A 14,213-nucleotide genomic window follows, 5' to 3' on the forward strand; every position below is an offset into this window, starting at 1 on the left:
AATTTGTTTGCCTCGCTACCTAAGTAGGTTGGCTGTTAGAACTCAATCTGTACGAGTGCCCACACAGATGATTGCTTTATATTGTTAAAGAACGTTTTGAGTCGCTTTAGCGTCTCAAGGGGTGCGAATAATACACCCTTTATTTTTCGAGTCAACACTTAGTTTTAAACTTTCTTTCGACAATTTAAAACCGAAGTTTTATTTAACTCTCTGAGTAGTTCGTGCCTCGCTATGCGTTGTCCGCTGCGCGTCGCCATATCCTGTCTCAGTGGGGTCGCATTATAGGGAGATTCGAGCGGGGGTCAATGTTTTATTTCAGCTTTTTGACAATTAAATGAATTTAGTATGAAAGCTATACAAATAAAGGGCTGCAGAGCTTTTTCTGCCTATTAAACAACCAACATATGAGCAGTTAAACTACGTGCATAGATAAAACTACAATATTAGGTGCTGTTAGGCTAAGCCAACTACATTTTTTAGTTGGCGTTTAATAAAGTATTACGTATGCAGTTAATTAAAAACTATAATTAAAGCCTGCGTAATAGCGTCGCCCTGAATAGCTTGAATTAAGTAACCGTGCATCTGTATCATCACCTAAACGCGTTACCGATTCCGACTTAGTTAAATTAATAACAGCAGCTGTTAAGCTTAGCCCTTCATACAAATTAACCGATGCATTAACATCAACCTGTTCGTATGGATCTTGATATACATTTAACCCACTATTAATGCCTAATACTGTCTCCCCTCGTTTGTTATATGAAGCGCGCACATTAAAAGCGTCACCTTCATAATAAACAGAGGTGTTGTACTGATACTTTGCACTGCCTATTAATGCCGACTGACCAAACTCTTCACCATTTACTGTTACATCTGCTTTATTGGTTTTGTTATAGGTGTAGTTTGCATAAAAACCAAAACCATTAACAAACGCATGCTGGACAAATACTTCCGCGCCTTTAGATACTGCATCGGTACCATTACCTACAGTACTGTACGGAGCTATATTAATGGTTCCTGCATCTACTATATTATTTTTACCGGCAAAGTTTTGCTCTACATCAATTACCAGTGGCACAACAAAGTTATCTACTTTCTTATGAAAAAGTGCCAATCCAACCGCAGAACCCTTTGCATAATAATACTCAATAGATAAGTCAGCCTGCACCGATTCAAATGGCTTCAAGTTTTTATTACCACCACTGCCGCTAAAACCTGGCTGTTCATTAAATGCAGCTCTATCATTTGCCCATTCATCCGATACGAACGTAATACGCTGCTGCGCACCTAAGTCGCTGTAATCAGGACGAGACATTACTTTTGCTATTGCCCCACGAATAACTAAATCGTCAGTTGCATCCCACGCTATATTAAAGCTTGGTAGTATTTGAGTGTCTTTGTTTTGCTGAGTGACTAATTGATAGTCTTCTACAAAGCGTGCGTCACCAGTTACTGGCTCGCCTGTTTCGTCATTTGTGTGATCTAATTGGTAGGTATATAAGTCAGTAGATGAAGTAAGTGTTTTTGTTTGCACAACACGCACGCCCAAATTACCTCTTACTTCACTAAACTCAAAATCGCCTTGAATATAAAAAGCAGATATTTTTTCTTCAATGTCGTAAACAAAGTTATCTTCAATACGTGTATAAGGTACATAGCTAGTAGTAACCATATCGCGATATTTATCCCAGTCGATACTTGGCATTTGGTTTATATCAAAACCCCCTACTATATTACTCTCACTAGTAAATACATTTTGAGCTAATGGCATTCCACCATTCCATTGGTAGCTGTCAAAACGCGTAATACCTTGCTCGCTTGCTTCGCCCGCAGCAATATCAAAATTAGGATCTAAAAAGAATGTATTGCCAGTTTCACGATGAAGCGTGGAGTTACGGTATTTAACACCGGTTCTAATTGTTTTTAAAAAGCCCCAATCAACATAAAAATCCACATCAGCTTGGTAATAATCTTCTTCTAACTCACTGCGTACAAAACTTGAGTTTGAAGAGCCCGCATCACGACCGCCTCCAATTCCATTTTGCAAGTTAGCTAGTGTATTTGGGTCAATATTAAGTGACACATTATTTTGGTTGAGTGACCAGCCTGCCATTTGAGCAGCATTTTGAATAGCAGTGGCGTTTTCGCCCGCGTTTGAGCTTTTATATGCAGCTTCCCAGCTTTCTTCCGGCCCCCCTTCTGATTTTGTATTACCCACGACAAAACGCGCTTTAAAATTATCGCCTTCATAAGTTAAATTAAAATCAAAGGTATCGGAGGTGGATTCTTCACGTACATAACTGCCGCGCATCCACGGAAACTGCATATCACTCTCAATACCGCTTGCCATCGCATTGTATTGCATACCAGTAACAATAGTTCCCGACTCATCAAAATTTACATCAGTTAAAAAATCAGAATTTAAAGACCACTCAGGTATATCAATCACAGATTCAGTTCTGTCTTGCCCAAGTGTAAAGCCAAAGTAATTAAATCCAAGCTCTAAACGATTTGTTGGTCGCCACTGTGTACTAACTTGAATTCCTTCGCGCTCACGTTTTTCGTTAAGAACTGAGCCTCGCACAACTTGTGGAAACCAAACGCCATCGTAACTGTTGCCGTTTGCATCATTAATAGTATCCCAACCATTATTGTTATTAACTGCGTTACCGTTTATATCTGTAGGTTGTCCACCGCCAGTATAGCGCCATACATTTGCATCAGTTCCTCCCGAAAGTGTCCTGTTTGTTCGTTCCTGATACGTATAGCCAACTAATACACCAAAGTCTTCGTCGTCGTTTTTCCATGAATATAAACCCGTAAACTGCGGTTCGTACTCTTTTGTAACATCAGCGTAAGTACTCTCTACATTAAATACACCTGAGTTTGCATCCATACTCAAAGGCTTTCGGCTGTGCATTAATACAGTACCACCAACCCCTCCTTCATCTAAGCTTGCCTCTGGCGATTTATAAACCTCAACACTTTCAATCATTGAAGACGGTAACAAAGCATAATCAAACGAACGCGAAGGCTCCCCTGGAGAAGACGCAATAAAATTACCATTAAGCTGTGTAAAAGTAAGTTCTGACGATAAACCACGAATACTGACTGATGAACCTTCTCCGCCATCACGCTCAATTACCACACCAGGTACACGCTGAAGAGAGTCGGCAACGTTTTTATCAGGGAATTTTCCAATATCTTCAGCGGTAATTGCATCAACCACAGAGCCTGACATACGTTTTACATCTAAGTTTTCGGCCATGCTTGAACGGATACCACGTACTTCTATTACTTCTATATCTTTTTTTATTTTTGCTTCCTCGGTTATTTCTGCACTAAATGCATTGGCGCAACCTATCGCCGATAAAATAGAAAGACACAATATTGATTTTGAAAGTTTAGACGAAGCGTGTACTGAGTTATTATTATAGCTAAGTGCTGTCATAGGAAGTGCTATTCCGTTTAAAGCTGCTTATGTTGATTCAAGCAAGTTAGTTAATCATTCTGCAGCAATCAAATTGACGCAAAGAAAAAAATTTTGCTAATTTTATACAACCAAACTTAATCTTTTATTAACGAGAGCTTAAAATTAGATGAGCTGCTTTCAGGCAACAGTGAATAAAAAGCTCATGTAGACAGCACCTTTAATACCTAAGCTAATATTTATTTTTAAGGTGTATTAGGTAGATTTTCAAAGAATATAGACTAAAATTATTTAAAGAACTTTATAACTATAAAAAAAATTAACGCAACCCTAAAGAATTGGTTTATGACAGAGGGAGATATTTACTTTTAATTATCGTCTAAATCCAGTCATATGCTAAAACACCACTAAATATAACTGGTTTATATATCGTTGTTTATTCAATATTTTGTATTTTAATACTCGCTTGGATGAATATTCCTAATAAATTAACCTTGAATAGGAGCTTATTTATGAAAAGTAATATTAAATTAATCATTGCTGTATGTTTTATTATTTGGTTTATCAATGACAGCAACGCCCACAGTGCAAAATCTAACTTTGATCTAGATGACAATGGCTTATATGATGACTACGAACGTAAATTGTTACTTGATTTTCTTGGGGGAAAATACCCAGAAATCAACGCTAATTACGACACTAATGATGATGGTAAGGTAACAGTACTAGAGCAAACCACTGGTCGACTCCCATTATCGCTGCGTATTCCCAAACGCGCAATTGATAGCACAACCAAAGTTCCTTGGGCTTTAAACCTTTTTCCTGAGTGGCTTATGTCTGCTTATTTTCAAGAAGACACTGTAATAGGTAATGTAATAAATCATTCTTCTCGCGGAACTATTATAGCTAATGCAACACAAGCAAATCTCTCCCTTCAACCAGCCAAAACAAGAAAAAATAATGGTATTGAATTTACGGAGAATTCTGGGCAATATTTAATAATGCCTGGTCAGCGCGATGCTAGATGGAATTACAGATGGATGCTTTTTACTTTTAGGATCGATGCTAATACAGGTAATAATTCTGAAACGGTTTTATTAGATATTAACCATGGTAAAGGTTCAAATAAGTCATCTCCTAAAATCTGGTATAACAAAACAAACGGTCTAAGTATTCAGTATGTCGGTCTAAATAATAATGGTCTTGATAAACGAATTATGACCACTAAAAATGGCGTGGTCGCAGATGGTAAAACATGGAATGTTATTGTTGCCGGGATCCGCTATGGTCAGATGTTCGCCTCCGTAAATGGTACATTAATATCTAGTGAAACAGTCCAACCAGATCGCTTTTCAGGCGAGTGGATTAGTAATACTTCCTCATACATTGGCGATAAAGATATTGGTAATATGGCTTGGGCATATGATTCATTAGTATTTGGTTTAACTGAACCATCAGAAGCTATGGTTCAAAAAATGACTGGCTGGGCTGCTTATCGTCTTAGTACTAATAAAGCGTTATTTAGTAATGGAAAATCTTCAATTGATCTGCCAAACAAGCATCCATATAAAAATATTAGACCTGTAATGGATGCTGAAGACTTCCCTTATCGTTATATTCATAATGAAAAAGAATGGACGGCTTGGGGGAGCTCTATTAATAGCTCTGAAGTACGCATTAATGGTGGTGGGGAACGTGTACCTACAGACGACTTTGAAAGAGTATTTTATGATGACTTTCGTAATAATCGAGTAAAAGCGAGTTTTAGTGGTGAATCTGACCTTTGGTCTGCCCCTGGGTTTAATCCGGCAGTTGGCGCGAGTGCTCAGCTGATGCCTCCTAGTGAAACATTTAATGTTTATCCCCATGATGAAGATGAAAAAAAACAATCTCTTTTGCTACGAAAACAAAACGAAAGATGGAAAGCGAGTGCTTTTTATAGCGTGAATGATCTTGGACATGGATATACTTGGACTGGGCCAAAAATTTTTCGAATTCGTAGTATGCTTCCTAAAATAAACAAAAATGATTTGCCTGGGGGGTTATTTCCAGCATTTTGGTCTTATAATCCTGATTTTTTGTTTTGGCGAACAGCAAACCGCATCGAAGTAGATTGGTTTGAATTCGATGGGAAAAATGGAGCTTGGTTGAACGGGCTTTCTTCTCATTACCACTATGCTCATGTACCAAACATATTTGCAAAAGATGACTCTAGTTATAAAAGTTACAAAGCATATTGGGGAGAACTGACGGAGCAAAAAAGCAAAATTGAAGGTGGTCTTGAATTTTGGGATGGGCAATACCACACCTGGGAATTTGTTATTGATAATGACATGACTTATATAAATGTGACTATTAAAGATGAAGCAGGGAATGATAAGTGGGTTGAAGTTGGTCGTGTACCAACCGCACCAACTTATCTTGAAAGGCTTGATTTGCAACTTGACTATGCGCTCAGATCTTACGATGGCAATCCGACGAGCGATCAAGAAAGCTTCACCATAGACTCTATTGAAGTACTACAAAAAACATCAAACATAATAAAAATCCCAAAATCCTTTATCAGTAAACCAATTATTACAGGAGAAAAAGTAGTTGGTGGCACCATAACCTGCCAAGCTAATTTACAAGATATTACAGATATTCGTTATTATTGGTTTGCTGATGGTTATCCGTTAACATACACCGCAACTAATACCTACGATATTACGAGTGAAGAATCTGGGAAAGAAATTCGCTGTATGGTAAAAGCGGTTGGCGCACTTAACATGCCAGAAGCTTGGACTGAGAAAGTAGCTATAGCAGAATAATATAGATGATCTATGGGTTATAACGGAGCTTGTATATTTACTTACACAAAATAAACAGCTATTTACTGCGTAATTTAAAATCTACATAGCTCCTTCAGTAAAATTTAACCATTAAAGAACTGCTATTCTTTAATGGTTAAATTTTTCAAACTGGGGATAATTTAATCTCTGTAAAAAGTAGAAATCGCCCCAAAAAAGTTTGTACTGCAGCTATTCAGTATTTATATAGTTATAATTTTCTGATCATTTGTTTAAAGCACATATCCACGCTTAGCATCCTTAGTATTGTGCAAAAAAAGTACTTTACTGAAAATTAACTTATATGAGGTCAACAACCAACGAACTTTATACTACTTCTCTAATTTATTAATAACATCAGAGAGTTCTAAGAGTGTAGGCTTTCCACCATAATAATTGGTATCTATATGATAGCTATTACCCACCCAGAAAGGTGCTTTAGTTGAGTTATGTCCATGTATTGAAAAGTCGACTCCATGACTTTTAACTACCTTATTTTGTTTAACTACTTCGCGATCCCACAATAGAGATTGCACAATCACCGATTTATCATCAGGATAATTTTCCCAATCCCACGATTGTGCAAATGTATGAGACAACCCAACTTTATAACCGCGATATTCAAGTACTATTGAAAGAGGTTTAGTTAGTAACTCATCGCACATAACATTGAGCTTTTCACTCGATACCGACTTGTGCCAATTGCCACCATTGTCAGTCCATAATTTAAAAGCCGCTTTATCATTACTTAATAATGATTCCAACATTAAATGCTCATGATTACCTAATATCATACATGCCCTAATGGCTTGTAAGTATGTAAATAAGTCATATGTTTTATCCCCGCGATCAACAAAATCGCCTAGGCAAAACAAAGTATCTCTTTCAGGGTTAAAATTTACGTTATTAAGTGCGTTTTTTAAGGCAGGTAAATCACCATCAAGATCGCCAATTACAAATACTCGGCACTCATCATTAATAAATATGGCTTGTTTTGAAGATACAGCCTGAATAGCGTTAATACCTATATCCAAAATAGACTCCTATAGAATGCAATCTAAAACTTAGATTAATACTTGAGTTTATAAAGCCTTAAGGTAACACAATATAGTTTATAATTAATGAAGGTAATAAGATTTGATTGAAACTAAAAATGTATGACAGCGGACTTTAACTACAAGTTAAATAAGTAATGTAGATAGTGTTTTTAGCCAATAGTAAAAGCGGCTTAGCAAAATACCTGACCAGTTATTTGCCAGTTAACCGCACAAATTTTTCTGCTAGTTCGTCCAAGGTTTCACGCTTATTCGGATCGGGCTTTATGCAGTCAATAGGGCAAACACTCACGCAAGTAGGTTTATCATAATGCCCTACACACTCAGTACATTTACTAGCATCTATTTGGTATATTTTAGCGCCCATATAAATAGCCTCATTAGGGCACTCTGGGTCACACATATCGCAGTTAATGCATTTGTTATTTATGAGTAGAGGCATTTTTTAGCCTCGTTAATTAAAATTCATATAAAACAAGAACTGAAGAAAAATAGAGCATTTACTGCTTTATTTTAAATTATATGATTAACAGCGTTAAATTATGCATTTTATTGACTTTTTCTTTGTTGATCTTTATCAATAAAAACTTCTGGCTTCTCTAATGAAATTTTAAAGTGCCGCTGTTAATATTGTCTACATCCTAAACAATAAAGTAGTTCTGATGGCAGCTAGTTATTCTCTCGATGATTTACGTTACTTTTGCACCATAGTAAAACTAGGTAGCTTTAAAAAAGCATCAATAAGCCTTGATATGTCACTATCAACTTTGAGCCGTAGAATACGTTTATTAGAGCAAGCTCTGCAATTAACGTTACTAAATCGAGATGCTCATCGGGTAACACTAACGCATACTGGCGAGTTATATTACGATCGCTATCGTAAACTGTTCGATGAAGTAGAGTGTATAGAGCAAGCACTTTGTGATGAGAAAGACCAACCTAAAGGGAAAATTAGGATCTGTGCACCCATTTACATGGGTAAACATTTTTTAAGTGCTATTTTTTGTGATTTTTTACTGCAGTATCCCGATATTCAACTAGATTTACGCTTTTCAAATAACCTTATTGATATTGAAAAAGAAGGGATTGATATAGCGTTTAGAGTAAGAAATCCTGCCATTGATAATTGGGTTATTAGGGAGCTTAAGCTTACTCACAATATATTATGTACTCATTTAGACTATGATTATCAATCCATCACTCATCCTGAGCAATTAGAAGAGCAACCAAAAGTTACGTGCGTTGGGTTGGTACCGTGGCAATTAAAAAATCAGCAAACGAGTGAAGAGTACAGTTTTAATCCAAACAAACATGTTCGATTAGAAGTTGATGAAATTCAAATGATGAAACAAGCCGTTGAGTTCGGTGTGGGTATTAGTTACATCCCTGATTATATAGCATTACCACTTATTAAAGCCGGAAAGATTAAACGTATTCTTCCTGATTGGCAAAGCAAAGGGCAGCCATTTTCTATGCTTTATCGCGACAGAAAACAAATCCCTTATCGAGTGCGATTACTTATAGAGTATACACTGCAACACTTTACTAAAATGTAGCAGTGTAGGCTTTTCACAGCAAAGTAATTAAGCTAATTCGTCTTTTAAAAACTAAGCCTTAGTACAATTACACCTAAAAATGCCGTTGTTAATCCTATAACTTCTTGGCGTGTAAAAGACTCTTTTAGAATGATGCGTGAGTACAGCAAAATAATTAAAATATTCATACCTGAAATTGCCGAAACGAGCCCTGTATTACCAATAGCAAAAGCCGATATTATTGCAACCATGCCAGCCACATTAGTTAAACCAATAAGTAACCCGCATGAAAATGTTTTACCGGCAGACCAATACGCTTGAGAAGAGCCTTGCTCTGCTAGCATTTTTTTACGCTTTACTAACCAACTAACGGCAAAAAGAAAGCTACCAAAACCAAACATAGACGTTAAAGTTGCAAACGTATCCGCCTCAAGAAGCGTTGATTGCTTACCCATTAAATCATTAAATGCAAAGGACAGTGCCGCGAGTAATCCCCATTGCGCGCCTTGTAAATTACTTAATGAGATATCGCTGGAGTAGCGAATAATATAAAGGCCGCCAAAAATAATAAAAAAGCCGATTAATTGAATAACAGTTAAGGTTTCTTGCCATAATAAAAAGGCAAATAAAAGTACAAATAAAGGCGTTAACCCCGACAAGATGCTAATTAAAGACGCTTTCCCAACCGAAAACCCTTTGTGCAAAAACCCATTAGCCGCAAAAGATCCAAAACCTAAAGCGAGCCCAACCGTAATATCAGCCCAGCCGTACCATGTGTGCTCAAACACCACAGTACCTAGCGCACTAATTATAAATCCCACAAAAAAAACACCGAATAATAATAGATTACGATTAATCTTTTTTTGTGACGTCCATTGGTACATTATTCCTCGCGCACCAAAAAAAACGGTTGCGAGTAATGCAAAAATTATCCACATATAAATGAGACCCTTTATAATTTACTTTGATAAACCCGAATAAAAAGTGGTTATTTAACATTGTTGAATGCAATGACTATTACATAAAGGTTCAGCTGTAAAACACGTAGCCACTACAAAAGCGTTACCCGATACCTAGCTTCTACTCTATAAAATAAGCAGCTTAAGCTTCACATAATAAAATACTAGTCACACAATTACACTTTAATAAACAACAACACCAGTATATTTAATCTATAAATATTATAAATAGCCATAAGTGGCACTATAGATCCCATAAATAGCACTTAACTATTTAGTCGCTTAACTTAATCACATAGTGAGCAACTAACACACAGAAATAACAACAATTTAGTGAAAAAAACGAATTTATAAAAACATAAAAAACAGTTTTAAACTGTCATTTTATCGACAATATATTTTTAACCTAAAACTCAATTGACTTTATTTTTAAACTCAATATGATTGATTTAAACAAAGAGGATAATATGTTTAATTTAATCACATACCTGCTAAAAACAAATACCACCTTCGGAATTTAAGCCGAGTGTAACCCTTACACTCGGCAGTTACACTGTACCTTTATATATTTAAATTCGATTTAGTTTTTGTGGGGATTAGTCCGTGCTTTCTTTTCTGTTCGAGCGTAAAAAACCTTTCCTGTCTAAAAATGACTTCACAGACGCAGCGGTACTATTACAACCGCTGAAGCTTGCGTATTTACTACAAGAAGTCGAGTATTCACAGCGGCCTTGGTCAAAATTCAATCCGCATGTACAAATTAATAGCACGGTGGTTATTAAAAATATAACCACCGGTTTTAAGCGCCGTATAACTTTAGTGCCTCCAAACCAACGAAGGCACTTTATTAATGACGTATCATTTCACTCTCCTCTTGGGGTCGCTCTTTTAGGGCATAAAATAAATCATATTATTGAATATAAAGAAGCTGGGGAATCCCACCTTTGGGAAATAATAGCCATTAATATTAAGGAGGAAATATAGAGTAAATTATTTCAATTTTTATTTATTAATTTTATATATTTAATTGGAGTTATTTGTAATGAGTAAAGAAAAACCTAAAAAACATGCAAGCAAAACATTAAAACAAAAACGTAAAGAGCGAAGAGATAAGCTAAAGCAACTTGAAAAATAATTAATATTATTTTAAATAAAGTCGTAAACTCGGGGTTTTATAACCCCGAGTTTTTTGAAAAAACTATATTCAGCTGTAGCTAAACAGCTTGTTTAAATGGATTACGAGTATCTTGATGCTCATCAAGATTACGCATTAAAATAGCGTGCGCTAAGTTAATTGCTTCATTTAGCAGTATTTTTACAATGTGACCGGAGCCTTTAGCATCGCTAATACTTTCGCCCTTTTTGTTTTCCATATATTCAAGCTTAAAAGTAAAGTTACCTTGTGGTGTCATAAGCTCTAAAGAGTGGCCTGTACAAAATTTATTTTTAACGTCTATTTCAACTAATCCATTTTCGCAGCGCCCAAGTACTTCACCCACAAATTGCTGTTTAGTTGATACAGAATGACCGTACTCATAGTTTTGATAATCTTGATGAGCGTGGCGTTTTAAAAAGCCTTCGGTATAACCACGATGCGCTAAATTCTCAAGCGTTTTAAATAAGTTAGTATCAAATGGTTTACCCGCAGCTGCGTCGTCTATTGCTTTGCGATAAACTTGTGCTGTGCGCGCTACATAATAAAATGACTTAGTACGCCCTTCTATTTTTAAACTATGTACCCCCATTTTTGTTAACTGCTCTACGTATTGCACTGCGCGTAAATCTTTTGAGTTCATAATATACGTGCCGTGTTCATCCTCAAACGCAGGCATATACTCACCAGGGCGACCTTGTTCCTCTAGCATAAATACATCGTTACTTGGCGCGCCTTCACCCAGAGTAGGAATCACCTGTTTGGGGTCAATTTTATGCACCATTTCGCCAGTTTCGTTCTCAACACCAGGCTTTACATCGTAATCCCAGCGACATGCATTAGTACATGTGCCTTGATTTGGATCGCGCTTGTTTATATAACCAGAGAGTAAACAACGCCCCGAATACGCCATACACAGTGCGCCATGTACAAACACTTCAAGTTGGGTGTCTGGGCAGAGTGTGCGTATTTCAGTTATTTCTTCGAGCGACAGCTCCCGCGATAAAATAACGCGTTCAATTCCCTGCTTTGCCCAAAATTGTACACTCGCGTAATTTACCGCATTTGCTTGTACCGATAAGTGAATTGGCATGGCAGGCCACTTTTCACGAACAAGCATAATCAAACCAGGGTCTGACATAATCAGCGCATCGGGCTGCATCGCAATAACAGGTTCTATATCACGTAAATACGATTTAACTTTGGCATTATGCGGCGCAATATTAGACACCACATAAAACTTTTTATTTTGCGCATGGGCTTCACTAATGCCGACTTGCAGAGTGTCTAGGTCAAACTCATTATTACGCACACGCAAACTATAACGAGGCTGCCCCGCATAAACCGCATCTGCGCCATAAGCAAACGCGTAGCGCATGTTTTTTAAACTGCCTGCGGGGCATAACAGTTCAGGTATAAAAGAAGTTAAAGAAGAAACAGTTGGCATGTGCGCTCCATACATCGAACCGAGTATAAGTCGGTTGCATGATTAATTAATTTACAAGCGCGGCATTATAAGAGGCTTTTTATTAACTATTTTGATCAAAGTCAATATTGTCCATTTTTTCAAGATAGAAAAAAGGATAGGTTGCCTACTGAACTAATCGTTAGACCTTCTTAAAAATACCTGCCGGTCTTTTCTAGTAATGGTTGATTTCAACTAATTTATTAGCCATACTTGCGCTTATTACCAACTGTAGACAACAGTATTCGGTAACTATAGGAGAGTTAAAATGTTAATTTCAAAACATAACCCTGAAGAAGAGAAGTGGACTTAAATCCCACATAGCGATTAAAAATAAGAGGCTTAGCCTCTTATTTTGCCTTAAACGGAGCAACTGTAGCTGATGGTCAGGCCTTTTTATATATTTTCATTTGCCCTAGCTTCCTTAATTCTACTAACATATATATTCACAATACCCGCTCCGATTATAGCTTCTATAATCGCCTCAATAGTTGCTATATTAGGCTTCACGCTTCAAAAACATATCTCAAGAGAGAAGAACTCTTTGGATTTTGAGGCATCTTATAAGCACAATAAAAAAATAGTCAAAGCTTTCCGTGCCACCAAGGAGCTGAGAACAGCAAAAAAGCTACCTATAAGCAAATACATTCAACTTTCAGACAATCTAGACTTATTACTAAACGAGTGGGAAAGTGTAGCAAATGGTATTTTAGCCAAAACTTTTGATGAAAAACTCTTATACCGAGCATACGGTTCAACCATCATAAACATGTATGACTCATTTCAACCTTACATAATATATTCGCAACAAGAAAATCCAAAATACTTTATTATGTTTACTAGATTGGCCATAAAATGGAAAGTTAGGAGGTTAAAAGAAAAGGCAATTCAATCAAACTTATTGCACTCAAGTTTAAAAGAACTACACACTGCAGCTACAAACTTGAACCTGACATTAAATAAAAACTATCCTTACAATCCCTGTAAGAAACAAGCCATAAAAGAGCTACAAAAAAGAGAACAAGAACTAATTAAAACAATTAAGACTTTGAATTAAAGTTCTAAATGCCCGCTTTAGGATTCTTAATTGGTGTCTTACAAAGCTTTATTTAAAACCGGCATGTACCTACATCACAAAACGGCAACCAAACTGGTTTTTAATAAAATTAGGATTTTTCACTTAAAACGCGTATAATTCGCGCCCGTTAATATTCACACTTTTACTTAAAATTATTGGAGCATAAAGATGGCTTTAGAACGTACTTTTTCAATCGTAAAACCTGATGCAGTTGCTAAAAACCACATTGGCGCTATCTACAACCGTTTCGAATCTGCTGGCCTTAAAATCGTTGCAGCTAAAATGGTTCACCTTTCACAAGAGAAAGCTGAAGGTTTCTACGCTGAACATAGCGAACGTCCTTTCTTCGGTGCTTTAGTATCTTTCATGACATCTGGTCCAGTAATGGTTACAGTTCTTGAAGGCGAAAACGCTGTTCTTAAAAACCGTGAAATCATGGGTGCTACTAACCCTGCTGAAGCACTAGCTGGTACTTTACGTGCAGACTACGCTGATAGCATCGACGAAAATGCTGTTCACGGTTCTGACGCTGTTGAATCTGCTGCTCGCGAAATCGCGTACTTCTTCGCTGACGAAGAGCTTTGTTCACGTACTCGTTAATTCGAATTCGTTAACATATTGAAAAGGGCTTTCGGGCCCTTTTTTAGTCATTACGTAAAGTATTAATCAGAAACTCATGATGTTTTACTTAATGATTAAAGTGAGTGAAT

Annotated in this window: 10 protein-coding genes; 5 read left to right on the plus strand and 5 right to left on the minus strand. The window is 36.7% G+C overall.

What is annotated here, in order from left to right; all coding sequences use genetic code 11:
• Window positions 1–514: 514 nt before the first annotated feature.
• Entirely contained in the window at window positions 515–3,451 is a 2,937-nt protein-coding gene (locus I6E82_RS03820) for a TonB-dependent receptor (RefSeq protein WP_197116797.1), read from the minus strand.
• Between the two features lie 491 nt (window positions 3,452–3,942).
• Here I6E82_RS03820 and I6E82_RS03825 point away from each other — a divergent pair, with 491 nt between their 5' ends.
• A complete protein-coding gene (locus I6E82_RS03825) occupies window positions 3,943–6,240 on the plus strand; it encodes a hypothetical protein (protein ID WP_197116799.1) in 2,298 nt (765 codons plus the stop codon).
• Window positions 6,241–6,590: 350 nt separating this feature from the next.
• Here I6E82_RS03825 and I6E82_RS03830 read toward each other — a convergent pair whose 3' ends face one another.
• A complete protein-coding gene (locus I6E82_RS03830) occupies window positions 6,591–7,292 on the minus strand; it encodes a metallophosphoesterase (RefSeq protein WP_197103440.1) in 702 nt (233 codons plus the stop codon).
• Window positions 7,293–7,506: 214 nt separating this feature from the next.
• The gene (locus I6E82_RS03835) at window positions 7,507–7,755 is read right to left on the minus strand and encodes a YfhL family 4Fe-4S dicluster ferredoxin (protein WP_197116801.1); all 249 of its coding nucleotides are present in this window, start codon (window positions 7,753–7,755) and stop codon (window positions 7,507–7,509) included.
• 220 nt (window positions 7,756–7,975) lie between these two features.
• Between I6E82_RS03835 and I6E82_RS03840 the strand changes: the two genes are divergently transcribed.
• The gene (locus I6E82_RS03840; RefSeq protein ID WP_197116803.1) at window positions 7,976–8,869 is read left to right on the plus strand and encodes a LysR family transcriptional regulator; all 894 of its coding nucleotides are present in this window, start codon (window positions 7,976–7,978) and stop codon (window positions 8,867–8,869) included.
• Window positions 8,870–8,913: 44 nt separating this feature from the next.
• Here the strand turns inward: I6E82_RS03840 and I6E82_RS03845 are convergent, their stop codons facing one another.
• Window positions 8,914–9,786, minus strand: coding sequence for a DMT family transporter (locus tag I6E82_RS03845; protein ID WP_024591184.1), 873 nt, complete (start codon window positions 9,784–9,786; stop codon window positions 8,914–8,916).
• Between the two features lie 624 nt (window positions 9,787–10,410).
• On the opposite strand from I6E82_RS03845, the gene I6E82_RS03850 reads away from it, so the two are divergent.
• Window positions 10,411–10,791 carry a GreA/GreB family elongation factor gene (locus I6E82_RS03850; RefSeq protein ID WP_101216258.1) on the plus strand — a complete coding sequence of 127 codons (381 nt, stop codon included), beginning with the start codon at window positions 10,411–10,413 and terminating at the stop codon, window positions 10,789–10,791.
• A gap of 230 nt (window positions 10,792–11,021) precedes the next feature.
• Here the strand turns inward: I6E82_RS03850 and trhP are convergent, their stop codons facing one another.
• Window positions 11,022–12,407 (minus strand): prephenate-dependent tRNA uridine(34) hydroxylase TrhP, encoded by a 1,386-nt coding sequence (gene trhP, locus I6E82_RS03855; RefSeq protein WP_197116805.1) that lies wholly within the window; start codon window positions 12,405–12,407, stop codon window positions 11,022–11,024.
• 400 nt (window positions 12,408–12,807) lie between these two features.
• On the opposite strand from trhP, the gene I6E82_RS03860 reads away from it, so the two are divergent.
• Window positions 12,808–13,482 carry a DUF4760 domain-containing protein gene (locus I6E82_RS03860; RefSeq protein WP_101216260.1) on the plus strand — a complete coding sequence of 225 codons (675 nt, stop codon included), beginning with the start codon at window positions 12,808–12,810 and terminating at the stop codon, window positions 13,480–13,482.
• Window positions 13,483–13,671: 189 nt separating this feature from the next.
• The gene (ndk, locus tag I6E82_RS03865) at window positions 13,672–14,103 is read left to right on the plus strand and encodes a nucleoside-diphosphate kinase (RefSeq protein ID WP_007377442.1); all 432 of its coding nucleotides are present in this window, start codon (window positions 13,672–13,674) and stop codon (window positions 14,101–14,103) included.
• The last annotated feature ends 110 nt before the right edge of the window (window positions 14,104–14,213 follow it).

The organism is Pseudoalteromonas sp. NZS11, assembly GCF_015864765.1.
In the GTDB taxonomy this organism is placed as follows: Bacteria; Pseudomonadota; Gammaproteobacteria; order Enterobacterales; family Alteromonadaceae; genus Pseudoalteromonas; species Pseudoalteromonas arctica.